This is a genomic window from Rubrivivax gelatinosus, assembly GCF_016583785.1.
Taxonomy (GTDB): Bacteria; Pseudomonadota; Gammaproteobacteria; order Burkholderiales; family Burkholderiaceae_C; genus Rubrivivax; species Rubrivivax gelatinosus_B.
This window is the reverse complement of sequence record NZ_NRRU01000051.1, coordinates 1-25296: the sequence shown is the minus strand read 5'-3', so window position 1 is coordinate 25296 and position 25296 is coordinate 1. Positions and strand designations below refer to the sequence as shown.

The following is a 25296-nucleotide window of genomic DNA, read 5'->3' as shown; positions in this document are numbered from 1 at the left end:
ATCGCCGGCGTCCCGCTGACATCCGGAGTGCCGGTCGCGCCGTTGTCTTGTCATGAGCCTATTTCCGGAGCCTCGATGAACAAGACGATCGCAGCCGCGACCCTGGCCGCGCTGGCGCTGGCGCTGGCCGGCGGTGCCGCCCATGCCACCAGCGTCGGCGTGTCGGTCGAGATCAGCCAGCCCGGCGTCTACGGACGCGTGGACATCGGCCGCTATCCGCAACCGCAGCTCATCGTGCAGCAGCCGGTGCTGATCGGGCGGCCGGTGGCCGTTGCGCCGCAACCGGTCTACATGTGGGTGCCGGTGGAGCACCGCCGCAACTGGCGCCGCTACTGCCGCGACTACCGTGCCTGCGGCGTGCCGGTGTACTTCGTCGACCACCGCTGGTACCGCGGTCACGTGATGCCGGCGCGTGCGGTCTATGACGGTGACCGTGGCCCGCGCGGCGACGACCGTCGCGGCGGCCCGCCGGGGCCGCGTCACGACGACCGCGATCGGGGCCCGCAAGGCCACGGCCACGGACCCAAGGGCCCGCCGGGCCACGGCCCGCGCGACTGAAGCGCGGCACCGGCGTCGGACAGTTCGCACGCGCGGCCGCGGCCTGCGCCGATGGGTGTGGGGCGAAGGGCAGGCTAGGCTTGGTCATCTCCAGTTCCACGGGACACGACGATGAACCGAACTGCCTGCAAGAGCGTGTTGCTGCTGTCGGCCGTGCTGGCCGCCGGCGCCGCGATGGCGGCCGAACCCTCGGCCACCGCACCCGCCCAGGACCGCGCCGCGGTGACGCTGGCGCGGGACGGCTCCGAGCGCCGCGAGGACCGACGCGAAGATCGCCGCGAGGACCGGCGTGAGGACCGGAGCGAAGACCGCCGTGAGGATAGGCGCGAAGACGTCGTCGGCGAAGTCCGCGAGGAACGCCGCGAGGATCGCCGTGAAGACCGTCGTGAAGACCGTCGTGAAGAGCGGCGCGAGGACCGCCGAGAGGACCGGCGCGACGAGCGCCGCGACTGAGGGCGCGGGCGCCGGCGGCGTGCTGCCGGGCTGCCCGCGCCGCGGCTTATTTGGCCTTGGCAGGCTTGGCCGCCTTGGCCTCGCCACCCGGGTAGGCGGCGCCGGCCACCGTCAGCCCGGCTTGCGAGAAGCGTGCGGCGTTGCCGTCGCCGATGCCGGGAACACGTTCGACCATGTCGGACCAGTTCTTGAAGGCGCCGGTCTTGCGCGCTTCCAGGATCTTGGCCGACAGCCCCGGGCCTATGCCCTTGACCGTCTCCAGTTCGGCCTGGCTGGCCTGGTTGGCGTCGACCGCGGCCATGGCGTTGAAGGCGAAAGCCGCGAACAGCAGCGCGGCGACGGGGCGCAGGACTCGCTTCATCGGAACACTCCCTCGGCACCGGGTGCCGTCGTGGCGGCCCGCCGGCCCCATGCCGGCGATGCACGGGGCGCATTCTTCGAGCGCTGGCCGGGCTGCGGCATCCCCCCGCCGGGCGCCTCCTGGCGGGGCACCGTGGCGGGCGAGTGCTTGCGTCCCCGCACCCTCGGTGCGGGGGGCTCGCGGCTATAGTCCCCAACCGGTGCCGCGCGTCCGCGCCGCACGAGATGCAGACCCTGCGATGACCTCTCTTTTCGCCCACAACCTGGCTGAACACCGAGCGCTGTTCGACCGGCTCGATGCACTCTCCGCCGACGTCGAAGCGGCCGCCGCAGCGATCGCGCGCGCGCTGCAGGCCGGCGGCAAGCTGCTGATCTGCGGCAACGGCGGCTCGGCCGCCGACAGCCAGCACATCGCCGCCGAGCTGACCGGCCGCTTCGTCCACGACCGCCGGCCGCTGGCCGCGATCGCGCTGACCACCGACACCTCGGCGCTGACCAGCATCGCCAACGACTACGCCTTCGACGAGGTGTTCTCGCGCCCGCTGCGCGCGCTGGGCCGCAGCGGCGACGTGCTGCTGGGCATCTCGACCTCCGGCAACTCGGCCAACGTGCTGCGCGCGGTCGACGCCGCGCGCGAGCTGGGCATCACGACCATCGGCCTGCTGGGCCGCGACGGCGGCGCGCTGCGCACGCGCTGCGACCAGGCCGTCGTCGTGCCGAGCACGACGACGGCGCGCATCCAGGAAGCGCACATCCTGATCGGCCACACGCTGTGCGGCCTGGTCGAAACCCAGCTGGGGCTGGCGTGACGGCCGCGCGTGCGACCTGGCCGCGCCCGGCGGCCGACGCCTTGGCGGCGCGCCGCGTGCTCGTCGTCGGCGACGTCATGCTCGACCGTTACTGGCACGGCGCCGTCGACCGCATCTCGCCCGAGGCGCCGGTGCCGGTGGTGCGTGTCAACCGCGAGGAGGAGCGCCTGGGCGGCGCCGCCAACGTCGCGCTCAACGTGCGTGCGCTCGGCACCGGCACGACGCTGCTGACCGTTGTCGGCGACGACGAGCCGGCACGCCGGCTGCGCGCCCTGCTCGAAGCCCAGGACGTGCGCGCCGTGCTCGGTGCCGACCCGCAGCTGCGCACCATCGTCAAGCTGCGTGTCATCGGCCGCCAGCAGCAGCTGGTGCGCATCGACTTCGAGAGCCAGCCGACGCACGAGGTGCTGGCGCAGCTGCTCGACGACTTCGAGCGCGAGCTTCCCGGCCACGACGCGGTGCTGTTCTCCGACTACGGCAAAGGCGGCCTGGCGCACGTCGGCCGCATGATCGCGATGGCACGCGCCGCCGGCAAACCGGTGCTCGTCGACCCCAAGGGCAGCGACTACTCGCGTTATGCCGGCGCCAACCTGATCACGCCCAACCGCGCCGAGCTGGCGCAGGTGGTCGGCAGCTGGAGCAGCGAGCAGGAGCTGCGCGAAAGTGCCGCCGCGCTGCGCCAGCGCCTGGGCCTCGCGGCGCTGCTGCTGACGCGTTCGGAAGAGGGCATGACGCTGTTCGGCGACGACGGCGAACACCACGTCGACGCCGACGCGCGCGAGGTCTTCGACGTCACCGGCGCCGGCGACACCGTGATCGCGACGATGGCCGCGCTGATGGCTGCCGGCCTGCCGGCCCGCGACGCGATGCCCTGGGCGAACCGCGCCGGCGGCATCGTCGTCGGCCGTTTCGGCACCGCCAGCGTCGGCTACGGGGAGCTGTTCGCATGAGCCCTCAGGACTTGTCCGGGGCTCATTCCCGCCTGGCGGGACCGGCCGTCAGGCCGGAGGGTGCCGCATTGAGCTTCAATGACAAGCTCTGCGCGCGCGCCGACGCGCCGGCCCGGCTGGCGGCGCTGCCGCGGCCCTGGGTCTTCACCAACGGCGTCTTCGACGTGCTGCACCGCGGCCACGTCAGCTACCTCGAACGTGCGCGTGCGCTCGGCGGCTCGCTCGTCGTCGGCGTCAACAGCGACGTCTCGGCGCGTGGCCTGGGCAAGGGCCCGGACCGGCCGCTGAACCGCGAGGAAGACCGCGCGCTGGTGCTGGCCGCGCTCGAGTCGGTGTCGCTCGTGACCTTTTTCGACGAACGCACGCCGGTCGAGCTGCTGGCCGAACTGCGCCCGGACGTCTACGTCAAGGGCGGCGACTACGACATCGAGACGCTCGAAGAGACGCGCCTGGTGCGCAGCTGGGGTGGCCGGGCGCAGGCCATCAGCTTCGTCGACGGTTATTCGACGACCCGGCTCGTCGAGCGCATCCGCGCCGCTCCGTGAGCGCGCGCGCGGTCTTTCTCGATCGGGACGGCGTCGTCAACGTCGACCACGGCTACGTCGGCCGCTGGCAGGACTTCGAGTTCGCGCCCGGTGCCGTCGACGCGATGCGCCGCCTGCAAGAAGCCGGCTGGCTGCTGGTGGTCGTCACCAACCAGTCCGGCATCGCGCGGGGCTACTACACCGAGGCCGACTACCAGGCGCTGACGGCGCGGATGAAGGCCGAACTCGCCGCGGCCGGGGCGCCGCTGGCCGGCGTCTACCACTGCCCGCACCACCCGCAGGGCTCGGTCGCGGCCTATGCGCAGGACTGCGACTGCCGCAAGCCGGCACCGGGGCTGATCCTGCGTGCCGCAGCGGAGCTCGGCCTGACGCTGGCGGACTCGGTGCTGGTCGGCGACAAGGCGAGCGACGCGCAGGCGGCACGCGCCGCCGGTGTCGGCCGTGTCGTGCTCGTCGCCGAAACCGCCGATGCCGAGGGCGCGGCGATCGCCGACGCGGTGGCGCCTTCGCTCGCCGCGGCGGTGCAGTCCGGGCTGCTTCAGCCCAGCCGGGTGATCCCGGCGGCGGTCAGGGCCTCGACGTAGTCGCGGCGCAGCTGCGCCTTGCGTTCCAGCAGCGCGGCGCTGCGGCCGGCGACTTCGTCGATCGCGGCGCGCACGCGCTCGACGACGGTGTCGACGTCGGCGCCGACCTCGATCATCTCGGCACCGAAGCCGCGTGCGGTATCGCCGCGCCGGTCGTGGCCGACGCACAGCCCGGGCGCGCCCAGCGACGCCGACAGGCCGACGCCGTGCACGCGGTGCCCGACGACGAGATCGTAGCGGTCGTAGATGCGCACGTAGTCGGCGGCGTCGTAGGAGTAGCGGATCGTCGCGCCGGGGAAGTCGCGCTCGAACAGCGGCAGCTCGTCGACGTAATGGGCGACGAACTCGAACTCGTGCTGCGCGCCCAGGCGCTCGATCAGCTTGCGGTAGAGCGCGACGAGGAAGGCGTGCGTGGCCTCGGCGACGTTGTTGTGGCGCGCGGCCAGCGGGTGGCCGTAGATCAGCGCGATGCGGCGCACGCTGTCGCGCTGGCGTTCGTGCGGCGCGGCCAGCAGCGCCGGGCAGATCATCTGGCGCACCGGCAGCGGCGCCAGCGAGGCGGTGGTCAGCGGGTCGCGGCAGGCGATCAGCCGGGCCGCCTTCAGCACCGTGGTCTCGGCCTCGCTGAAGTGTTCGTGGTCGAAGCGGAAGGGCTTGACGGTGCCCAGGCCGAGAAAGGCCGTCGGCGTGCCGGCGCGTGCGATCGCGTCGTACAGCGGCGCCAGCCGGCGCCCGCGCCACTCGGGCGAGCCGGCGAAGACGACGAGGTCGATCCAGTCCAGCGACATCGAGTCCTTGAACGAGTTGTCGAGGAAGGCCTGGCGCCGGCCCTCGCCGAAGGCGCGCTGAAGCAGCGCCACCGGGTCGATGCGCTTGGCGCGCCGGATCTGCGGGTTGCGGTTGAAGATGACCGGGTTGAAGTCCAGGCCGGCGGCACGCAGCGCGTTCAGGCAGCCCATCAGGATGAATTCGTCGCCGGGGTTCCACTGGCGCGTGGTCGAGAACAGGATGTTGGGCATGGCGCGCGGGCCGGCAGGGGCCGGGCGGTTCAAGGGGCGGGGTTCGAGGCGAGCATCGTACGCAGGTGCGCCAGCACATCGGTGACGGCAATCGTTTCCATGCCGTCGCCGCACAAGGCCTGCAGCAGCGGGTCGTGGTGCAGCGGCGGTGTCGCGCCGAACAGGCCGAGTGCCGGCACCTCGTTGGCGACGGCCATGTTCAGCACGCCGGTGTCGTTGCCGACGCACAGCGCCGTGTGGCGCAGCACCGCGGCCGTGAGCTGGACCGAGGGCTGGGTGAGCGCGCGCACCCGCGCACGCAGCGGTGCGGCCACGGCGGCGACGATGGCGGCGCCGCGGGCCGCCTCGGCCGGGCCGCCGACGAGCACGAGGCCGTGGCCGTCGGCAGCCAGTGCGCCGGCGAGTTCGGCATAACGCGCGTCACCCCAGTGTTTGCGTGCTTCCGACGAGGCGATCGACAGCGCCAGCGGCCGCGGTGGCAGCCCGGCCAGCCAGTCGCGTGCCGCCGCCATCGCCTGCGGCTGCACCTGCATGCGCGGCACGCGCGGGCCGTCGACGAAACCGTGGGCGACGGCCAGCGCAGTGGCTTCCGGGTAGACCCAGTTGCCCGCGCCCTGGTGCGGCCGGATGTAGGGCGGCTGGTTCAGCCACAGGCGCTCGACGGCCGAGAACCCGAAGCCGATGCGGCGCGGGATGCCGGCCAGCAGCGCCAGCAGCGCATAACGCGGCCGGCTGGCGAAGATGACGATGCGGTCGAAGCGCCGGCGCCGCAGTTCGCCCGCCAGCGCCCATTGCGCCGCCAGCGAGTCGTGGCGGCCGCGTCGGCGTTCGCCGGCGCGCGGGCGGTGGTCGAACTCGATCACCTCGGCGACGCAGTGCTCGCCGGCGAGCACGTCGGCGGCGTGGCAGGACGGCCGCGCCAGCAGCGTGATGCGGCCGTCACGGCTGGCGGCGGCGATCGCGCGCAGGTAGGGGATGTGCCAGACGAGGTCGCCGATGCCGGAGCGGTGGTGGACGACGAGGGTGCGGGGCGGGGTGGATCCGGACACGCTCACTGGGGCACCCTCCGGCCTGTCGGCCGGTCCGGCAGGCGGGAATGAGCCCCGGACAAGTCCTGAGCGCTCATGCCGGCAGCAGCGTGACGCCGAGGTCGTCGAAGGCGCGTGTCATCGCCGCCTGCTCGGCGTTCGACTTGAAGTGCAGCCGTTCCCAGCCGAACGCGAGCACGCGCACCTCGGGGCCGTAGATCTGGCGCGCGAACAGCAGTGCCGACGAGCGCACGCCCAGCACGGCGGAGTAGGGTTCGTGCTGCATGTAGCTTTCCAGCGGTTCGTCGAGTTCGAGCACGCGCCAGCCCGGCTGCAGCAGCTCGCGCGCCGGATCCTTGGGGTGGCCCTTGTAGTCGACGGCGTCGATGTGCTGCTCCTGCAGCCAGTGCTGCATCGCGGCGCCGATGCGGTCGCGCTGCGCCGCGTCGGCCAGCCCGGCGCCCTGCAGCGGCTGGCCGACGACCAGCGCGCGTGGGGCTCCGGCATGCGCCGCGGCGGCCGGGGCGACCAGCGGCGCCAGTGTCACGACCTTGTCGGCCGGGTACTCGTGCGGCAGGCCGGGCAGCACGTAGATGCGGTCGCAGAACGGCGCGTCGGAGCCGATGCGGTCGCCGGCGAAGCTCCAGTAGGCCAGCTCGGGTGCCGCCAGCCGGCGCAGGTGGCGCAGCTGCTGCAGCGCACGTTTGGTCGGACCGAGCGGGTAGCGGCGCACGCTGAGCACGCCGTCGGGCAGGATGCGGGCGCGCATCGTGCGGGCGCCGCACAAGCGCGGCAGGCCGCGCAGGAAGTAGTTGACGGCCTCGGTGTCGTAGACCGCGCTGTGCAGGTGCAGCTCGTCGCAGCGGCCGACGAGCGCGGCGACCTCTTGCAGGTTGGCCAGCAGCCGGCGGTGGGCACCGAACGCGCCCGGCAGCGGTTCCCAGCGTGGCCAGGGCATGTAGGCCGAGGCATCCCACTCGGCCGCGTCGACCACCGGCCCGACGCCGCGCTTGTACCAGACCAGCACCTGGCGCGAATGCGCCTCGTGCGTGCGCGCAATCTGGCGCGCGGCCAGGTACTGCAGCGGCGAGGCGACGAAATAGACGGCGGTGGTGCTCATGGAGTTCCCGCAGGGGACGGTGCATCACCCGGCGTGCCGGGCACCGCGCCCTCGGCTTGCGGCGCGCCCGGGACAAGTTGCCCCCGATCGAACAGGGCGGCTCAGGCAAACAGCGGATCGTAGGCAGCGTTGGTTGCTGTCAAGTGACGACTTGCGTCACGACCCCGTTGTCATATTGCTGTAGCCGAAGGGCGCTACGGGGCTCCTGCTCGTATACTCACGCGGCCTGGAGCAGGAGAATGAATGGCCCAAGAGCCACCGCTGGACATTTCAGCCGGCCGCCGGTTGCTCTTCGATGTCGTCGAGCTGCTGGACCATCACCAGATCCCTTATCACCTCGAAGGTGGCACCCTGCTCGGTCTCGTCCGCGACCGTGAACTGCTGCCCTGGGATCACGACCTCGATATTTCGATTCCCGCCGCGGACATCGACCGGCTCGATATCAAGCTTCGCCTTCAACTGCGCCTGAAACTCTGGCGGATCTCGCTGCGCAAGTTTCGCGCGGACGATCCTGCGCACGGCTGGCAGCGCGGCCAGACCCGCATCGTGAAGCTTGCCGCACGCCACCTCGTGTTCGCGCGCGGCTGGCCGCGGCTGGACATCTTCGCCAAGTACCCAGCTGCCGGTCGCATGCATTGGGTGGCCAAGGACCGCGTCATGTCCGTCGACGCCCGGCACTACGCCGGTTTCGACACCGTCGACTACTGCGGCCGCCGTCTGCGCATTCCGCTGGACGTCGAGGGCTACCTGTCGGCGAAGTACGGCGACTGGCGCATCCCCGTGCGCGAATGGGACTGCGGCAAGGACGAGCGCACGATCGTCGGCGACTTCAAGGGCTGACGCCGGCCAGTGCCCGCGCGCTCGGCGTCGAACCCACTGCGCCCGCCGGCATGTCCCAAGCCCGTCGCCCCATCCTGCCCATCGATTTCTCGCGGCAGAGCTTCGAGAACAACCTTGCCTGGCCCTGTCGTGCCGTTTTGCGCCAAGCCTGCCTGTTGAGCCTGCCGTGAATATCGTTTTCGACGCCGCTAGTTTTTATTATCTTCCGCAGTATCTTCCGGTGGCCGCCGAGCTGCGACACCGTGGTGCTGTTTGTCACTTCGTGTTGCACGCTGACGCGGCCGACCCGCTGCTGCCGGCGGCGCGAGCGCAACTCGAGGCCGCCGGCCACCGGTGCGACGTGGTCGGTTACGGCGATGCCGCGCTCGCCCTGTATCGCGAACGCCGTCCCGACTGGGTGATCTTCGGCAACGACTGCCGCTACCTCGACCGCCTGCCGCCGGACACGCGCACCGCGCTGCTGTACCACGGCATCGGCGTCAAGGCCTGCTACTACGACGCCGCGCTCGCGCGCTTCAGCGTGCGTTTCAGCGAAGGCGCGTTCCGCACCGCCGAGCTGCAGCGGCTGTACCCGGGCGGGCGTTTCGTCGACGTCGGCTTCGCCAAGCTCGACCCGCTGCTCGACGGCGGGGACGAGGTCGAGGCCTTCGACCTGCGCGCCGCGGGCCTGGACCCGGCGCGGCCGACGGTGCTGTACGCGCCGACCTTCTATCCGAGTTCGATCGAATGCCTGTCGCGCCACTGGCCGGCGGAACTTGGCGACGTCAACGTGCTGGTCAAGCCGCACCTGCTGACCTGGACGAGCGAGAAGTACGCGGCGCAGCGCAAGCGCCTGCAGGCCTGGAGCCAGCTGCCCAACGTGCACGTGGCCGAGCCGGCGGCGTTTTCGCTGCTGCCCTTCATGGCGGTGGCCGACGTGCTGGTCAGCGAGGCCTCGTCGGCGATCTTCGAGTTCGCGGCGCTGGGCCGGCCGGTCGTCTGGTGCGACTTCTACCGCCTGCGCTGGAGCTACCGCGGCCCGCTGCGTTTTCGCCACGAGCGCCGCATGGACCAGACGATCAACGGGTTCCGCGACGTCGGCGCGCACGTGTCGCGCCCCGGCCAGCTGCCGGCGGTGATCCGCCAGGAGCTGGCCGCGCCCCAGGGCCACGCCGCCGGCCGCGCGCGCTGCACCTCGCAGCTGATCGGCAACACCGACGGCCAGGCCTCGGTGCGCATCGCCGACTACCTGCTGGGCACCAGTTCGCGGTACACGGCGAGGTTGCCGCGCACCATCGCCGCCACCGAGAAGCGCGAGACGACGTGCTCGCGCCCCGTGGCGCCGTAACGCGCGCGCAGCCCGGCGTCGGCCAGCAGCGCCACCAGGTGCTGCGCCAGCGCCGCGTGGTCGCCGGGCTCGATCAGCTCGCCGTTGACGCCGGGCAGCACGATCTCGGGGATGCCGCCGGCACGCCCGGCGACGATGGGCAGGCCGCAGGCGGCCGCCTGCAGCAGCGCGACACCCAGGCCTTCCATCTCGGCTGGATGCACCATCAGGTCCAGCGCCGGCAGCACACGCGCCAGGTCCTTGCGGAAGCCAGGGAACAGCACCCGGTCGCCGAAACCGGCGGCGCGCGCTTCGTTCTCGATCGCCTCGCGCAGCGGCCCCTGGCCGAAGATCAGGAAACGCGTGCGCGGCTGCGCCGCCAGCACCGCCGGCAGCGCAGCGAGCAGCGTGCGGTGGCCTTTGCGGGCGATGAACTGCGCCGCCATGCCGACCGCGAGTTCGTCGCTCGCCAGGCCGAACTCGGCGTCCAGCCAGGCCCGCTCGCCGCGGCCGGGGCGGTACATCTCGACGTCGACCGAACTCGGCACGCAGCGCAGCTTGGACGCCGGCACGCCTTCGGCCTCGAGCACGCGGAAGATCCCTTGCGAGATCGTGATCACGCGGTCGTAGAGCCGGTACTTCAGGCCGACCCAGGCACGCGGTTCGGGGTTGTCGACGCGCCGGCTCAGCACCACCGGCACGCCTTCGAGCCGGCCGGCCAGGCCACCCCAGAGGTCGCTGCCGCGGCGGCTGTGCAGGTGCACGACGTCGGGGCGTTCGCTGCGGATCAGGCGCCGCAGCCGGCCGAGCATGCCGAGGTCGGCATCGCCGCCCATCGCCATCGTGACGACGCGGGCGTGCGCCGCGGACGCTTCGGCGATGGCGCTGCCGGTGGGGGCGGCGAGCAGGTTCTCGACCCCTTCGGCGGCCAGGCCGCGCTGCAGGAACACGACCTGCAGCGCACCGCCGTACAGGTGCATGCCGGCTTCGACGTGCAGGATCTTCATGGTGCGGCGGGGATCGGGATCGTGCGGCCGCCGGCGTGCAGCCGCATCGCGGCCGCGAACACGCGCTCGACCTCGAACGCACGCATGCAGTCGAAGCGCCCGCCGCATGTCGGGCGGCGGCGGCAGGGTGAACACGGCAACGCGTCGTAGAGCACGACGCTGGCCGGCGTCGCGGCGTCGAGATAGGGGCGGGTGGAGCCGAACAGCGCCAGCGTCGGCACCGCCAGCGCCGTGCCCATGTGGGTCAGGCCGGTGTCGACGCCGACCAGCAGGCTGGCGTCGGCGAGCGCGGCGACGGTCTCGTCGAGCTTGAGCCGGCCGGCCAGGTTGGCCGCCGACGGCGCCAGCGCGGCGATGCGCGCTGCGGCTTGGACGTCGCCCGGGCCGCCGACGATGACGGGCCTGATGCCGCGCGCGGCGAAAGCCTCGGCGAGCGCGGCCCAGCGGTCCTCGAACCAGTGTTTCTGCGGCCGGGTCGTGAACGGGCACAGCGCGACCCAGTCGGCGCCGGCGCCGGCTTCGGCGAGCACGGCGCGTGCCCGCTCGCGCGGCGCCGCGCCGACGGCGAGGTCGAGGCGGAAGTCGGCGTCGGCGGCGCCGAGCGCGACGGCGAGCGCGCGGTACTCACTGCCGATGCGCCGGTCGGCGCCTCGCGGCGGCATCACCAGGTGGTGCATCAGGTACTGGCTGCCTTCGTGCGAACGCAGGCCGACCCTTTGCGGCGCGCCGCTGAGGCGGGCGCACAGCCCGCTCTTGAGCAGGCCCTGGGCGTCGAGCACGAGGTCGTAGCGCTCGGCGCGCAGCCGCCGCCGGAAAGCCAGGACTTCGTGTGCCAGTGCGCCCAGCCGGCGCTCGCGCCAGAGCTGGCGCCAGGCGGCGCGCGGCAGGGGCTTGACCGCATCCAGCCGCGGGTTGTGCAGCAGCAGCGGCGCCGCCATCGGCTCGACCAGCCAGTGGATCGTCGCGTCGGGCCAGCGTGCGCGCAGCGAACGGATCAGGCCCGAGGCCATGACGACGTCGCCGATCGCGCTCAGGCGCACGATCAGGATGCGCGGCGGCCGGCCGGCCGGCAGCACGAGCGGCAGCGGGGCGGTGGCGTTCACGATTCGGGCGTCGCCGCCGGCGCGCTGCCGTCGCGGAACTGCATCTGGTGCAGCTTGTGATACAGCCCGGCGCGCGCCAGCAGCTGCTCGTGCGTGCCGACCTCGGCGACGCGGCCCTGGTCCATCACGACGACACGGTCGGCGTTGGCAATCGTCGACAGCCGGTGCGCGATCGTCACCGTCGTGCGGCCGCGCTTCAGGTTGTCGATCGCCTGCTGCACGATGCGTTCGCTTTCGGTGTCGAGTGCCGAGGTGGCTTCGTCGAGCAGCAGGATGGGCGCGTCCTTCAGCAGCGCGCGCGCGATCGACAGGCGCTGGCGCTGGCCGCCCGACAGCCGGGTGCCGTTCTCGCCGATCTGCGTGTCCAGGCCCTGCGGCAGCTCGCGGATGAACTCCATCGCGTGCGCGGTCTCGGCGGCGGCCTCGATCTGCTCGCGGCTGACCTCGCCCGGTGCGCCGTAGGCGATGTTGGCCGCCACCGTGTCGTTGAACAGCACGACGTGCTGGGTGACGAGGGCGATGTTGGCGCGCAGGTCGGCCAGGCGGATCTCGCGCGTGTCGATCTCGTCGAGCAGGATGCTGCCGGCGTCGGGCGCGTAGAAACGCGGGATCAGCGACATCAGCGTCGACTTGCCGCTGCCCGAGGCACCGACCAGCGCCACCGATTCACCCGGCCGGATGTCGATCGAGACGCCGTGCAGCGCGTCGCTCTCGGCGCCGGGGTAGCGGAACACGACCTCGTCGAAGCGCAGCCGGCCGCTGGCGCGCGCGATCTCGCGCGTGCCGGTGTCGCGCTCGGGCTCGGCGTCGATGATCTCGAATACCGAGGTGGCGGCGGCCAGGCCGCGCTGCAGCGCCTCGTTGACGTTGGACAGGCGCTTGAGCGGCGCCAGCAGCAGCGCCATCGCGCCGAAGAACGAGACGAAGCCGCCGACGGTGAGCTGGTCGGAGCGGGTGGCCAGCGTCGCGTAGTAAATGATCGCCGCCAGCGCGAGCACGGCGATGAACTGCACCAGCGGGCCGTTCGCGGCCGAGGTGCGCGTCGTCTTCATCATGTAGCGCCGCACCGAGGCGGCGACGTCGGCGAAACGTTTGGCCTCGTAGGCGGCGCCGCCGAAGATGCGGATCTCGCGCGGTGCGCCCAGCACCTCGTGCGCGACGTGCGTCAGGGAGCCCATCGAGTTCTGCTGCGCGCGGCTGTACTGGCGCAGCCGGCGGCTGACCGAGCGGATCACCCAGGCGATGACCGGCAGCACGGTGAAGAACAGCAGCGAGAGCTTCCAGTTCAGCCACAGCATGTAGCCGAGCAGGCCGACCACGGTCAGCGAGTCCTTGACGATCGTGATCAGCGACGAGGTGATGATCGGGCTGATCTGCTGCGCGTTGTAGGTCAGCCGCGACATCAGCGTCGCCGAAGGCTGGCGGTCGAAGAAGGCCAGCGGCAGCGTCAGGATGCGCTCGAACATGCTCTTGCGCAGGTCGAGCACGACGTGGGTCGCGACGCTGGACAGCGCCACCGTGTGCGCATAGTCGGACAGGCCGCGCACGATGAAGAGCCCGACCAGCGCCAGCGGCATCAGGTGCGCGAACGCCGGGTCCTTCTCGACGAAGCTGCCGTCGATCAGCTGCTTGAGCAGCGCCGGCACCGAGGCTTCGGCGGCGGCGTTGACGATCATCGCCAGCACCCCCAGGGCGAAGACCTTGGTGTACGGGCGCACGTAGGCGAGCAGTCTCCGGTACAGCGCGAAGGAGTCGTTTCGGATCATCGAAGCCAGGTCGGGGTGCTCGCGGGATTGTCCATGCTTTGCCTTGCCGCCCTTGCCGGGCGGCGCAAGGCGGCTGCGGGGCGCTGGGAAGAAGTGCGCCTCAGCTTTCGTCGACGCGGCGCGGCGGGTAGCTGTCCCAGCTCAGGCAGCCCGGGCATTGCCAGAAGTACTGGTGGGCTTCGAAGCCGCAGGCGGCGCAGCGGTAGCGGTGCAGCGGGCGTGCGGCCTTGGCCAGCGCCTGCTCGACCAGATCGAGTGCGGCCGGGTCGCCGCCGGCGGGCCGCGGCGGCGAAGCCAGCAGCGCGTGCGCCGCGGTCAGGCTGGGCTGCTGCTGCAGGCTCGTCACCAGGCGCTGCGGCTGGCCCGCCGGGTCGAGCGGGCCGAGTGCCTGCAGCACGTCCAGGCTGGGGCTGCGTTCGAGCGCACGTTCGAGCTGGGCGCGCACGTGTTCGAGCCGGCCGCAGGCTTCGCCGCTGGCGGCGTAGTCGGCGGCGACGAGCGCGAACGCACCCGGCTGCACCGTGGCGAGTTCGTCCCACAGCGCCACCGCCTCGTCGTGGCGGCCGCCGGCGCGGGCGCGACGGCCGGCGATGACACGCGGGCGCGCGGCGTGCGGCGCGGCTTCCCGCGCGCGCCGCAGCGCGGTGTCGGCGTCGGATGCCTGGCCGGCGGCATCGGCCTCCTCGGCGAGTTCGCACCAGTAGTGCGCGATGCGCGGTGCGTACGAGCCGGTGCCGCCCTTGTCCAGGCGGGTCGCGATCTCGATCGCCGCGCGCCAGCTGCGCGAGCGCTCCTGCAGCGACAGCAGCGCGAGCCAGGCCTCGGTCTCGAAGGCCGTGCCTTCGAGCGCGCGGTAGGCGTCCTCGGCGCGGTCGAAGAGGCCGGCGCGCATGTAGTCCTGCGCCAGCTCGTGCTGGGCGCGGTCGCGCTCGCCGGCCTTCAGGTCGGCGCGCGACAGCAGGTGCTCGTGCACGCGCACCGCACGCTCGAACTCGCCGCGGCGGCGGAACAGGTTGCCGAGCGCGAAGTGCAGCTCGGTCGTGTCGGGGTCGTTCTGGACGGCTTCGATGAAGGCGTCGATGGCCTTGTCCTGCTGTTCGTTGAGCAGCAGGTTCAGGCCCTTGAAGTAGGCGCGGGGGGCGTCGCGGTTGTCGCGCCGCACCTGGCGCAGGTCGAAGCGCGAGGCCAGCCAGCCGAGCGCGAAGGCCACCGGCAGGCCGATCAGCAGCCACTGGAAATCGAAGTCCATCGAGCGTCGGGGTCGGGGAGGGGACGCCGGGCCTTCAGGCCGGGCGGATGCACGAGGCGCTCACAGGCCCTCGCGCGGCGGATGCTCGAGCGGCAGCTCGGAGGGCGTGGCCGCAACCGGTTCGGCGCTGGGCACCGGAACGGGCTCGCTCTGGCGGCGCGCCTTGCGCAGCTGGCGCCACCAGCTCGGCAGCATCGCCAACACGCCGACGGCACAGCCGCCAGCGAAGGCGATCAGCACGACGATGACCATCGGCGCCTGCCATTCGACCCCGAAGAACCAGCGCACGGTGGCGTTCTGCTGGTTGTTCAGCGCGAACGCGAACAGCGTGAAGAAGACGAAGGCCCGAAAGAGCCAGACGAGAAGGCGCACGGCGCCGATTCTAGGAGCCGGCGCCTCAGACGGCGTCGGTATCCGGGTCGGCCGGTTGGCGGGCGTCGACGGCCTCGCGCAAAGCCTTGCCCGGCTTGAAGTGCGGCACCAGCTTCTCCGGGATCACGACCTGCTCGCCGCTGCGCGGGTTGCGCCCCAGGCGCGGCGGACGGCGGTTGATCGAGAAGCTGCCGAACCCGCGGATCTCGATGCGGTGGCCCCGGGCCAGCGCGTCGGTCATCGCGTCGAGGATGGTCTTGACGGCGAACTCGGTGTCGCGCTGCGTCAGCTGCGAGAAACGCTCGGCAAGACGGGCGACGAGGTCGGATCGGGTCATGGCAGGGACGGATCGCAAGCGGCTTGAAACGCGAAAAGGCCCGCGCGCCTGGAAGGGGCGCGCGGGCCGTGCAGCGGCGAATTACTCGCGCTGGTTGTCGAGCTTGGCGCGCAGCAGGGCGCCCAGGCTCGTCGTGCCGGCGTTCTCACGCTCGTTGGTCTGGCGCAGCGCCTGCATCGACTGTTGCTCGTCGGCGTTGTCCTTGGCCTTGATCGACAGCTGGATCGAACGCAGCTTGCGGTCGACGTTGATGATCATGACCGAGACGTCTTCGCCTTCCTTCAGCACGTTGCGCGCGTCTTCGACGCGGTCACGGCTGATTTCCGAGGCACGCAGGTAGCCGGTGACATCCTCGTTGAGCTGGATCTCGGCGCCACGCGGGTCGACGGTCTTGACCTTGCCGTTGAGGATCGCGCCGCGGTCGTTGAGCGTCGTGAAGCTGGTGAACGGATCCACGTCCAGCTGCTTGATGCCCAGGCTGATGCGCTCGCGCTCGACGTCCACCGCCAGCACCAGGGCTTCGACTTCCTGGCCCTTCTTGTAGTTGCGCACCGCGCTTTCGCCCGGCTCGTTCCACGAGAGGTCGGACAGGTGCACCAGGCCGTCGATGCCGGCCGACAGGCCGACGAAGACGCCGAAGTCGGTGATCGACTTGACCGGGCCCTTGACCTTGTCGCCGCGCTTGACGTTGGAAGCGAACTCTTCCCACGGGTTCGGCTTGCACTGCTTCATGCCCAGCGAGATGCGACGCTTGTCTTCGTCGATCTCCAGGACCATGACTTCGACTTCCTCGCCCAGCGAGACCACCTTGGACGGGGCGACGTTCTTGTTCGTCCAGTCCATTTCGGAGACGTGAACCAGGCCTTCGATGCCCGGTTCGATCTCGACGAACGCGCCGTAGTCGGCGATGTTCGTGATCTTGCCGAACAGGCGCGTGCCGTTCGGGTAGCGGCGCGAAACGCCCAGCCACGGATCGTCGCCCAGCTGCTTGATGCCCAGGCTGACGCGGTTCTTCTCGGCGTCGAACTTGAGGACCTTGGCCGACAGTTCCTGACCGACCTGAACCACCTCGCTCGGGTGACGCACGCGGCGCCAGGCCATGTCGGTGATGTGCAGCAGGCCGTCGATGCCGCCGAGGTCGACGAACGCACCGTATTCGGTGATGTTCTTGACCACGCCGTGCACGATGGCGCCTTCGGTCAGCGTCTCGAGCAGCTTGGCGCGTTCTTCGCCCATCGAAGCCTCGACGACGGCGCGGCGCGACAACACGACGTTGTTGCGCTTGCGGTCGAGCTTGATGACCTTGAACTCCATGGTCTTGCCCTCGAACGGGCTCATGTCCTTGACCGGGCGCGTGTCGAGCAGCGAACCCGGCAGGAAGGCGCGGATGCCGTTGACCAGCACCGTCAGACCGCCCTTGACCTTGCCGCTCACGGTGCCGGTGACGAACTCGCCCGACTCCAGCGCGTTCTCCAGCGCCATCCACGAGGCCAGGCGCTTGGCCTTGTCGCGGCTGAGGATGGTGTCGCCGTAGCCGTTTTCGACGGCGTCGATGGCCACCGAGACGAAGTCGCCGACCTGGACTTCGAGCTCGCCCTGGTCGTTCTTGAACTCGTCGATGGCGACGTAGGACTCGCTCTTGAGCCCGGCGTTGACGACGACGTGGTTGAACTCGATGCGCACGACCTCGGCCGAGATCACTTCGCCGACACGCATGTCGGCGCTCTTCAGCGATTCTTCGAACAGGGCGGCGAATGCGTCAGCGCCGCTCTTGGCGATGACGGTGGTGGATACGGACATGTGTTTCCTGTGCCCGGAGGAGTTGGAGGCAGAGCCGGGCGATGCTTGCAACGGGTGTTGCAGGGTTGGTTGAACATACCCGCCGCGCCCGGATGGCCTGACGGCCGGATGGGAAGGCGCGAGCGGACCCTCGTACCACCCGCTAGGCCGAGTGGCCGAACGGGCGGCGCTGCTGCCACCAAGCCAGCACCTGGGCCACCGAGTCCTCGATGGAGAGTGCCGAGTTGTCGAGCATCAGCGCGTCTTCGGCCGGCTTCAACGGCGAGACACTGCGCGAACGGTCGCGCAAGTCCCGCGCCTCGAGGTCCGCGCGAAGGTCTGCCAGACTAGCAGAAATTCCCTTCGAAATCAATTGCTTATGCCGGCGCGCCGCGCGTTCCTGGGCGCTCGCCGTCAGGAACACCTTGAGTGCGGCGTCGGGGAAGATCACCGTGCCCATGTCACGGCCGTCGGCGACCAGGCCCGGCGCACGCCGGAACGACAGCTGCAGCGCGTGCAGCGCCGCGCGCACCGCCGGCCAGGCCGAGACGCGGGACGCCATCAGGCCGCTGGTTTCGAGGCGCAGCTCGTCGGTGATGTCGCGGCCGCGCAGCCAGGTGCGGCCGGCGTCGGCGCCGTCGCCGAAACGCAGGTCCAGGCCTTCGGCCAGCGTTGCCAGCGCCGCTTCGTCGTCGGGCGAGACGCCGTCCCACATCGCGGCGATGCCGGTGGCGCGGTAGAGCGCGCCCGAATCGAGCAGGCCGTAGCCGAGCGCGGCGGCGATCTCCGCTGCCAGCGTACCCTTGCCCGACGCCGTCGGCCCGTCGACGGTGATCACCGGGATGTCGGCCGGATCGGCCTTCGCGAGCGCGAACAGCGCCTCGAAGTAGTCGGGGAAGGTCTTGGCGACGCAGTGCGGCTCGAGGATGCGCAGCGGCACGCGCGCCCCCACCGTCGGGTTGAACGCGGCCAGCGACAGGCACATCGCCATGCGGTGGTCGTCGTAGGTGCGGATCGCGGCCGGCAGCCAGGTTTCGGGCGCGCTCACCTCGATGAAGTCGGCCCCCTCGACGACGCTGGCGCCGACGCGGCGCAGTTCGGCAGCCATCGCGGCGATGCGGTCGGTCTCCTTGACGCGCCAGCTGGCGATGCCCTCGATGCGCGTCGGGCCTTCGGCGTACAACGCCATCGCCGCCAGCGTCATCGCGGCGTCGGGGATGTGGTTGGCGTCCAGCGTGATGCCCTGGAGCGGCCAGCGCCCGCGGCGCACCTCCAGCCAGCCCGGGCCGGTGCGCACGTCGGCGCCCATCGCCTGCGCCGCCTCGACGAAGCGGATGTCGCCCTGGATCGAGTCGCTGCCGACGCCTTCGATGCGCAGCACGTCACCGCCGGTCGCGGCGATCGCACCGAGCGCGACGAAATACGAGGCCGAGGACGCGTCGCCTTCGACGTGGATCGTGCCCGGCGTGCGGTAGCGGCTGCCCTGCGGGATCGTGAAGCGCTGCCAGCCCTCGCGCCGCACGGCGATGCCGAAGCGCGCCAGCAGGTTCAGCGTGATCTCGACATAGGGCTTGGAGATCAGCTCGCCGTCGACCTCGACGACGATGTCCTGCGCATCGGCAGCCAGCGGCAGCGCCAGCAGCAGCGCCGTCAGGAACTGGCTGGAGACGTCGCCGCGCACGCGGATCGCACGCTCCAGCGCGAGCCGGCCGCCGGCCGTGCCGCGCAGCCGCAGCGGCGGGTAGCCGGGCGTGCCGAGTTCGTCGATCGTGCAGCCCAGCGGGCGCAGCGCGGCGACGAGGTCGCCGATCGGGCGTTCGTGCATGCGCGCGACGCCCGAGAGCTCGAACTCGCCGCCCTGCAGCGTCGCCAGCACCGCCAGCGCCGCCGCCAGCGGCCGCATCGCGGTGCCGGCGTTGCCGAGATAGAGCCTGGCCGCGTGCACCGGCAGGCGCCCGCCGATGCCGGTGACGGCGAGGGCGCCGCTGGCACTGTCTTGTTCGACCGTGCAGCCCAGCGCGCGCAGCGCGTCGAGCATGACGGCGGTGTCGTCGCTGGCCAGCAGTTCGTGCACCAGCGTGCGGCCTTCGGCCAGGCCGGCGAGCAGCAGCACGCGGTTGGAGATGCTCTTGGAGCCGGGCAGGCGGACCGTGCCGGCCGCGCCTGCCAGCGGCGGCAGGTCGAGGAAGGGAATGCGGTACATCGGAAGAAAGAAGGTGGAGGGTCAGCGCGACGCGGTGCGCGGCGCTCCCATCTGCCAGCCGGCACGGCCTTCGGCGGCGGCGCGGATCATCTGCTCGAGCGCGTCCAGGTTGCCGTTGCGCATCAGGTGCTCGAACGAGTCCAGTGCCAGGCGGAAGCGTTCGGACTGCTTCAGGATCTCCTCGCGGTTCGCGGTGAGGATGTCGCGCCACATCTCGGGGTTGCTCGCGGCGATGCGGGTGAAGTCGCGAAAGCCCGGGCCGGCGAGCGACAGGAAGTCGCGGCCCGCGGGCTGGTTGACGACGGCCGAGAAGTAGGCGAAGGCCAGCAGGTGGGGCAGGTGGCTGACGGCGGCGAAGGCGGCGTCGTGGTTGTCCGGCGTCATCTTCAGCACCTGGGCGCCGATCGCCGACCAGACGTCGGTGGCCTTCTGCACCAGGTCCGGCGCGGTCTGCGGCAGCGGCGTCAGGATGACCTGGCGCCCGGCGTAGAGCGCGGCGTCGGCGTGTCCGATGCCGGCGAGTTCCTTGCCGGCGATCGGGTGTGCCGGCACGAACGAGCCGATGCGCTCGCGCAGCACGCGGCGCGCGGCGTCGACGACGTCACGTTTGGTGCTGCCCACGTCCATGAAGAGCACGCCGGGCTCGACCAGGTGGCGTATCGCCTTGAAGGTGGCCTCGGTGGCTGCGACCGGCACCGACAGCAGCACGATGTCAGAGCCGGCGACGGCCAGCAAAGCGGACTCGGCGACGACGTCGATGACCCCGAGCTTCTTCGCGCGCTCGGTCGTCGACGGGCTCTTGCTGTAGCCAACGACCCGCTTGACCAGCCCCGCGCGCTTCAAAGCCAGCGCGAACGAGCCACCCATCAGCCCGCACCCGATGATGCCCAACTGGTTAAACATCGGCGTGCTCCACAGCCCGCCCGACCGGGAACGGCGCTTCAAGCAGCGGCCGCGGAGCCGGCTCTGCCGGGCCGCTGGCCGCGCCCCCCTGGGGGGGAGCGCCGAAGGCGCTTCGGGGGGGGGTCATTTGACGTCGATGGGATAAGTACCCAGCACCTTGAAGAAGGCGCAGGTGTCGTGCAGCTCGCTCAAAGCGGCGCCGACCCTGGGTTCGTCGGGATGCCCCTGGACGTCGATGTAGAAGTAGTACTCCCACTGGCCCGAACGGGCGGGGCGCGACTCGAAACGCGACATCGAGACGCCGTGGCGCTTGAGCGGAACGAGCATGTCGTGCACCGCTCCGGGCAGGTTCTTCACCGAGACGACGAGGCTGGTGCAGTCGTGGCCCGAAGGCTTGGGCACCGGGTGCTGCTCCGGGTGGGTGACGATCGCGAAGCGGGTGCGGTTGTGGGCGTCGTCCTGGATCGCTGGCGCCAGCACGTGCAGCCCGAACTCGCTGGCCGCGCGCACGCTGGCGATCGCGGCGATGCCCGGGTCCTGCGCCGCCAGGCGCGCACCTTCGGCGTTGCTTGCCACCGGGCGCCGGTCGGCGTCGGGCAGGTGGTGGCTGAGCCAGCCGTGGCACTGCGCCAGCGCCTGCGGGTGGGCGCAGACGGCGCGGATGCCGTCCAGCGTGTTCTCGCGCCGCAGCAGGTTCTGGCGGATGAACAGGCTGGTCTCGCCGATGATGAACAGCGGCGTGTGCAGGAACAGGTCGAGCGAGCGTGCGACCACGCCTTCGGTCGAATTCTCGACCGGCACGACGCCGAAGTCGGCGGCGCCGGAGGCCGTGGCGTGGAACACCTCGTCGATGCTCGCGCACTGCACGCGCATCAGCGAAGCGCCGAAGTAGCCGATCGCCGCTTCCTCGCTGAATGTGCCGGCGGGGCCGAGGTAGGCCACGCGCGTCGGCGTCTCCAGCGCGCGGCAGGCGGACATGATCTCGCGCCAGATCGGCGCGATGCTGGGCGTCTGCAGCGGCCCCGGGTTCTCCGACTTCAGGCCGTCGATCACCTGGGCCTCGCGTTCGGGCCGGAAGACGACCGTGCCCTCGCGCTTCTTCAGGTCGCCGACCGCCAGCGCCAGGCCGGCGCGGCGGTTCAGCAGGGCCAGCAGTTCCCGGTCGACCGCGTCGATCTGCGCGCGCAGGCCGACGAGCTCGTTGGAGGTTTCGACCGGCGGCGTCTTCACTGCTTCGGGCTGCTGGCGGCCGATGCCGCGGCCGCGGTCTCGAGGCGCTTGCGCAGCGACTGCTCGAGTGCGCGCACCTTGGGTTCGACCAGCGGCTTGGTCTCGGTGACGAGCTTCTCGCCGAGCGAACGCTGCATGTCCTGGTTCAGCGACTGGTACTTGCGGTTCACCGGCGACTCGAGGATCGCGACCAGCTGCTTGAGCTCATCCTCGGTGAAGCGCTGCTCCAGGATCGCACCGACCGTGCTCGGCGCCAGCTTGACCGCGCGGTCGCGCACGATGGGCGTGGCTTCGTCGGCGTACTTCTTGGCGTCGGCCTGCAGGTCCTTGGCCAGCGCCTGGCGCTTGTCGGCGGGCAGGCGCTGCAGCGCCACGGCGACCTGCTGCATCATCGCGAGCGCCGGCTGCTCGGCGAGCTGGCGCGCCATGTTCTCGATCGCCGGCTGCTGGATCTGCAGCACCTTGGCGACCAGGGCCTTCTTCGCCGGGCTCGACGGAGCCGTCGCCGAAGCTGCGGCCGAAGCAGGAGCGGATTTCTGCGCCATCGCCGGCAGGGTGGCGGCGAGCGCCAGGGCCAGCACGAGTCGTTTCGTCATCAGGAGTTCTCCGTGCCGGCTTCGCCGGCGCTGTCGTTGGCTGTGTCGTCGCCGGCGCCGTCGGTCTGAGCGTCGTTCTCGACGATGCGCTGCAGGCCCGAGAGCTTGGAGCCGTCGTCCAGGGCGATCAGTGTCACGCCCTGCGTCGCGCGGCCCATCTCGCGGATCTCGGCGACGCGGGTGCGCACGAGCACGCCGCGGTCGGTGATCAGCATGATCTCGTCGGTCTCGCGCACCAGCGTCGCGGCGACGACCTTGCCGTTGCGCTCGCTCTGCTGGATCGCGATCATGCCCTTGGTGCCGCGGCCGTGGCGGGTGTATTCGCCGATCGGCGTGCGCTTGCCGAAGCCGTTGGCGGTGGCGGTCAGCACGCTGACGCGGGTGCTGTCCTCGCCGACGTCGCGGGCTTCGTCGCCGCGGTCGGAGACCAGCATCGCGATGACGTTCTGCCCCGGCTCGAGCGCCATGCCGCGCACGCCGCGGGCATTGCGGCCCATCGCGCGCACGTCGTCCTCGTCGAAGCGCACCGCCTTGCCGCCGTCGGAGAACAGCATCACGTCGTGGCGGCCGTCGGTCAGCGCGGCGCCGATCAGGTAGTCGCCCTCATCCAGGCCGACGGCGATGATCCCGGCCTTGCGCGGGTTGTTGAACTCGTCGAGCGAGGTCTTCTTCACCGTGCCGAGCGCGGTCGACATGAAGACGTAGTGGTCGGCCGGGAAGCTGCGGAACTCGCCGGTCAGCGGCAGCACGACGGTGATCTTCTCGCCCGGCTGCAGCGGGAACATGTTGACGATGGGCTTGCCGCGCGAGTTGCGCGAACCCTGCGGCACTTCCCAGACCTTGAGCCAGTAGACGCGGCCACGGTCGGAGAAACACAGGATCCAGTCGTGCGTGTTGGCGATGAAGAGCTGGTCGATCCAGTCGTCTTCCTTGGTCTGCGTCGCCTGCTTGCCGCGGCCGCCGCGGCGCTGGGCGCGGTACTCGGTCAGCGGCTGGCTCTTGACGTAACCGGTGTGGCTGAGCGTGACGACCATGTCGGTCGGCGTGATCAGGTCTTCGGTGCCGAGTTCGAGCGCATTGCGTTCGATGACGCTGCGGCGCGCGCCGACCTTGGCCTGGCCGAACTCCAGGCGCAGCGCGTTCAGCTCTTCGACGAGGATCGCGGTGACACGCTCCGGGCGCGCCAGGATGTCCAGCAGGTCGGCGATCTGCGACATGACCTCGCGGTACTCGCCGATGATCTTGTCCTGCTCCAGCCCGGTCAGGCGCTGCAGCCGCATCTGCAGGATTTCCTGCGCCTGGTCTTCCGACAGCCGGTACAGGCCGTCGGCCTGCAGGCCGTAGCCGGCGGGCAGGCTTTCCGGGCGGTAGGCGGCACGGCCGCCCGGCGTCGACTCCTCGGCGCGCGCGAGCATCTCGCGCACCATCGAGCTGTCCCAGGCCTTGGCCATCAGCGCCGTCTTGGCGACCGGCGGCGTCGGGCTGGTCTTGATGGTCTCGATGAACTCGTCGATGTTGGCCAGCGCCACCGCCAGGCCTTCGAGCACGTGGCCGCGCTCGCGTGCTTTGCGCAGCTCGTAGACGGTGCGCCGCGTCACGACCTCGCGCCGGTGCTCGAGGAAGATGTCGAGCAACTGCTTCAGGTTGCACAGCCGCGGCTGACCGTCGATCAGCGCCACCATGTTGATGCCGAAGGTGTCCTGCAGCTGGGTCTGCTTGTACAGGTTGTTCAGCACCACCTCGGGCACTTCGCCGCGCTTCAACTCGATGACGACGCGCATCCCGGACTTGTCGCTCTCGTCCTGGATGTGGCTGATGCCCTCGATCTTCTTCTCGTTGACGAGCTCGGCGATACGCTCGAGCAGCGTCTTCTTGTTCACCTGGTAGGGGATCTCGTCGACGATGATCGACTGGCGCTGGCCGCGGTCGATGTCCTCGAAGTGGCACTTGGCGCGCATCACGACGCGGCCGCGCCCGGTGCGGTAGCCCTCGCGCACGCCTTCGAGGCCGTAGATGATGCCGGCGGTCGGGAAGTCCGGCGCCGGCACGATCTCCATCAGCTCCTCGATCGTCGCCTCGGGCACTTTCAGCAGGTGCAGGCAGGCGTCGACGACTTCGTTCAGGTTGTGCGGCGGGATGTTGGTCGCCATGCCGACGGCGATGCCGGCCGAGCCGTTGACCAGCAGGTTGGGCAGCCGCGCCGGCAGCACGGTCGGCTCCTTCTCCGAGCCGTCGTAGTTCGGGGCGAAGTCGACCGTTTCCTTGTCGATGTCCTCGAGCATCTCGTGGGCGATCTTCGCCAGGCGGATCTCGGTGTAGCGCATCGCCGCGGCGCTGTCGCCATCGACCGAGCCGAAGTTGCCCTGGCCGTCGACGAGCATGTGGCGCAGGCTGAAGTCCTGGGCCATGCGCACGATCGTGTCGTAGACCGCGGTGTCGCCGTGCGGGTGGTACTTACCGATCACGTCACCGACGATGCGGGCGCTCTTCTTGTACGGACGGTTCCAATGGTTCGACAACTCGTGCATCGCGAACAGGACGCGCCGGTGCACGGGCTTGAGGCCGTCGCGCGCGTCGGGGAGGGCGCGCCCGACGATCACGCTCATCGCGTAGTCGAGGTACGAGCGCCGCATCTCCTCTTCGAGGCTGATCGGCAGGGTTTCCTTGGCGAACTGGGACATGCGAGGTCGCGCTGCGCGCGAGCAGGAGCGGCCGGGCCGGAACGGCCTGGCACAGGATGAGGGATTCTAAGATGTCGGCGCTGTCGCACTGCAGCAACAGCGTTTCGAGCACTCCCAGGCTCAGGGGTGAGAATGCAGATCGGTCCATGCCCTATGGCACAATCGGTCATAGGTGGTAAGTACCCGCCAACGCGGGGATTTGCCGGGAGTTCAGGCTTTCGGTTTGGACGTTTCGCAGTCATGCTGCGGCTTTCCTCGAGAGGAGAATCATGAAGAAATTGAACAGGGTGGCGGTGCTATTCGCATCCGCTGCGCTCGCCGCCCCGATCGCTGCACTCGCACAGGCGAAGACGATCGACAACTGGCAAGCGACCGACGGCACCGTCTGGAAGAACGGGACCAACGAGCTGTGCTGGCGCGATTCCACCTGGACTCCGGCGACTGCCGCTTCCGAGTGCGACGGCGCGATCAAGCCGGCAGCCCCGGCCCCGGCTCCGG

The 25296-nt window shown here is 70.8% G+C and carries 24 protein-coding genes and 1 pseudogene; 9 read left to right on the top strand and 16 right to left on the bottom strand.

Translation table 11 applies throughout. The features are described from left to right. Positions 1–75: 75 nt before the first annotated feature. Positions 76–558 (top strand): hypothetical protein, encoded by a 483-nt coding sequence (locus tag CKO43_RS14455; protein ID WP_200379065.1) that lies wholly within the window; start codon positions 76–78, stop codon positions 556–558. A 111-nt stretch (positions 559–669) separates the two neighbouring features. Then, on the top strand, positions 670–1011 hold the full coding sequence (locus tag CKO43_RS14450) for a hypothetical protein (protein ID WP_200228118.1): 342 nt from the start codon (positions 670–672) through the stop codon (positions 1009–1011). 46 nt (positions 1012–1057) lie between these two features. Here CKO43_RS14450 and CKO43_RS14445 read toward each other — a convergent pair whose 3' ends face one another. Then, entirely contained in the window at positions 1058–1372 is a 315-nt protein-coding gene (locus tag CKO43_RS14445) for a ComEA family DNA-binding protein (RefSeq protein WP_200228119.1), read from the bottom strand. Between the two features lie 238 nt (positions 1373–1610). Between CKO43_RS14445 and CKO43_RS14440 the strand changes: the two genes are divergently transcribed. The 4 genes from CKO43_RS14440 to gmhB all read left to right on the top strand — a co-directional run bounded on the left by CKO43_RS14440 (position 1611) and on the right by gmhB (position 4259). Beyond that, positions 1611–2180 (top strand): D-sedoheptulose-7-phosphate isomerase, encoded by a 570-nt coding sequence (locus CKO43_RS14440; RefSeq protein WP_200228120.1) that lies wholly within the window; start codon positions 1611–1613, stop codon positions 2178–2180. Beyond that, positions 2177–3130 (top strand): D-glycero-beta-D-manno-heptose-7-phosphate kinase, encoded by a 954-nt coding sequence (gene rfaE1 / locus CKO43_RS14435; protein ID WP_346728259.1) that lies wholly within the window; start codon positions 2177–2179, stop codon positions 3128–3130. The genes CKO43_RS14440 and rfaE1 overlap by 4 nt, the downstream gene beginning before the upstream one ends. 68 nt (positions 3131–3198) lie before the next feature. Next, positions 3199–3675, top strand: a complete 477-nt coding sequence (gene rfaE2 / locus CKO43_RS14430; RefSeq protein ID WP_200228122.1) for a D-glycero-beta-D-manno-heptose 1-phosphate adenylyltransferase — start codon at positions 3199–3201, stop codon at positions 3673–3675. Then, positions 3672–4259, top strand: coding sequence for a D-glycero-beta-D-manno-heptose 1,7-bisphosphate 7-phosphatase (gmhB, locus tag CKO43_RS14425; protein WP_200228123.1), 588 nt, complete (start codon positions 3672–3674; stop codon positions 4257–4259). Before rfaE2 ends, gmhB begins: the two co-directional genes overlap by 4 nt. On the opposite strand, the gene CKO43_RS14420 is transcribed toward gmhB, so the two are convergent. The 3 genes from CKO43_RS14420 to CKO43_RS14410 form a co-directional block, all read right to left on the bottom strand. Next, complete coding sequence (locus CKO43_RS14420; RefSeq protein WP_200228124.1) at positions 4214–5278, bottom strand: polysaccharide pyruvyl transferase family protein; 1065 nt, start codon at positions 5276–5278, stop codon at positions 4214–4216. The two genes, gmhB and CKO43_RS14420, sit on opposite strands and share 46 nt — an antisense overlap. Positions 5279–5307: 29 nt before the next feature. Further along, positions 5308–6333, bottom strand: coding sequence for a glycosyltransferase family 9 protein (locus CKO43_RS14415; RefSeq protein WP_346728258.1), 1026 nt, complete (start codon positions 6331–6333; stop codon positions 5308–5310). A gap of 67 nt (positions 6334–6400) precedes the next feature. Continuing rightward, on the bottom strand, positions 6401–7426 hold the full coding sequence (locus tag CKO43_RS14410; RefSeq protein WP_200379064.1) for a polysialyltransferase family glycosyltransferase: 1026 nt from the start codon (positions 7424–7426) through the stop codon (positions 6401–6403). A 243-nt stretch (positions 7427–7669) separates the two neighbouring features. Here CKO43_RS14410 and CKO43_RS14405 point away from each other — a divergent pair, with 243 nt between their 5' ends. After that, positions 7670–8266 carry a LicD family protein gene (locus tag CKO43_RS14405; protein WP_200379063.1) on the top strand — a complete coding sequence of 199 codons (597 nt, stop codon included), beginning with the start codon at positions 7670–7672 and terminating at the stop codon, positions 8264–8266. Between the two features lie 265 nt (positions 8267–8531). Then, positions 8532–9593 carry a CDP-glycerol glycerophosphotransferase family protein gene (locus CKO43_RS14400; protein WP_200379062.1) on the top strand — a complete coding sequence of 354 codons (1062 nt, stop codon included), beginning with the start codon at positions 8532–8534 and terminating at the stop codon, positions 9591–9593. Here the strand turns inward: CKO43_RS14400 and CKO43_RS14395 are convergent. From CKO43_RS14395 to gyrA, 12 genes are all read right to left on the bottom strand, one after another. After that, a complete protein-coding gene (locus CKO43_RS14395) occupies positions 9491–10579 on the bottom strand; it encodes a glycosyltransferase (RefSeq protein ID WP_200379061.1) in 1089 nt (362 codons plus the stop codon). The two genes, CKO43_RS14400 and CKO43_RS14395, sit on opposite strands and share 103 nt — an antisense overlap. Continuing rightward, positions 10576–11682: a glycosyltransferase family 9 protein gene (locus tag CKO43_RS14390; protein ID WP_200228129.1), complete on the bottom strand. Its 1107-nt coding sequence runs from the start codon at positions 11680–11682 to the stop codon at positions 10576–10578. Before CKO43_RS14390 ends, CKO43_RS14395 begins: the two co-directional genes overlap by 4 nt. Then, complete coding sequence (gene msbA, locus CKO43_RS14385) at positions 11679–13448, bottom strand: lipid A export permease/ATP-binding protein MsbA (protein WP_200228130.1); 1770 nt, start codon at positions 13446–13448, stop codon at positions 11679–11681. The genes CKO43_RS14390 and msbA overlap by 4 nt, the downstream gene beginning before the upstream one ends. 100 nt (positions 13449–13548) lie before the next feature. Beyond that, a complete protein-coding gene (gene lapB / locus CKO43_RS14380) occupies positions 13549–14697 on the bottom strand; it encodes a lipopolysaccharide assembly protein LapB (protein WP_200228131.1) in 1149 nt (382 codons plus the stop codon). A gap of 60 nt (positions 14698–14757) precedes the next feature. After that, entirely contained in the window at positions 14758–15069 is a 312-nt protein-coding gene (locus tag CKO43_RS14375) for a lipopolysaccharide assembly protein LapA domain-containing protein (protein ID WP_200228132.1), read from the bottom strand. Positions 15070–15094: 25 nt separating this feature from the next. Next, positions 15095–15406 carry an integration host factor subunit beta gene (locus CKO43_RS14370; RefSeq protein WP_200228133.1) on the bottom strand — a complete coding sequence of 104 codons (312 nt, stop codon included), beginning with the start codon at positions 15404–15406 and terminating at the stop codon, positions 15095–15097. A gap of 81 nt (positions 15407–15487) precedes the next feature. Then, a complete protein-coding gene (gene rpsA, locus CKO43_RS14365; RefSeq protein ID WP_200228134.1) occupies positions 15488–17206 on the bottom strand; it encodes a 30S ribosomal protein S1 in 1719 nt (572 codons plus the stop codon). Between the two features lie 142 nt (positions 17207–17348). After that, positions 17349–19388: a bifunctional 3-phosphoshikimate 1-carboxyvinyltransferase/cytidylate kinase gene (locus tag CKO43_RS14360; protein ID WP_200379060.1), complete on the bottom strand. Its 2040-nt coding sequence runs from the start codon at positions 19386–19388 to the stop codon at positions 17349–17351. Positions 19389–19409: 21 nt separating this feature from the next. Further along, entirely contained in the window at positions 19410–20291 is an 882-nt protein-coding gene (locus CKO43_RS14355) for a prephenate dehydrogenase (RefSeq protein WP_200228136.1), read from the bottom strand. Positions 20292–20414: 123 nt separating this feature from the next. Continuing rightward, entirely contained in the window at positions 20415–21521 is a 1107-nt protein-coding gene (gene pheA, locus CKO43_RS14350) for a prephenate dehydratase (protein ID WP_200228137.1), read from the bottom strand. Beyond that, complete coding sequence (locus tag CKO43_RS14345; RefSeq protein WP_200228138.1) at positions 21518–22117, bottom strand: hypothetical protein; 600 nt, start codon at positions 22115–22117, stop codon at positions 21518–21520. The genes pheA and CKO43_RS14345 overlap by 4 nt, the downstream gene beginning before the upstream one ends. Continuing rightward, positions 22117–24798, bottom strand: a complete 2682-nt coding sequence (gene gyrA, locus CKO43_RS14340) for a DNA gyrase subunit A (RefSeq protein WP_200228139.1) — start codon at positions 24796–24798, stop codon at positions 22117–22119. The genes CKO43_RS14345 and gyrA overlap by 1 nt, the downstream gene beginning before the upstream one ends. Positions 24799–25067: 269 nt before the next feature. Between gyrA and CKO43_RS14335 the strand changes: the two are divergent. Continuing rightward, a pseudogene (locus CKO43_RS14335) lies at positions 25068–25296 on the top strand (outer membrane protein OmpA); the annotation flags it as partial.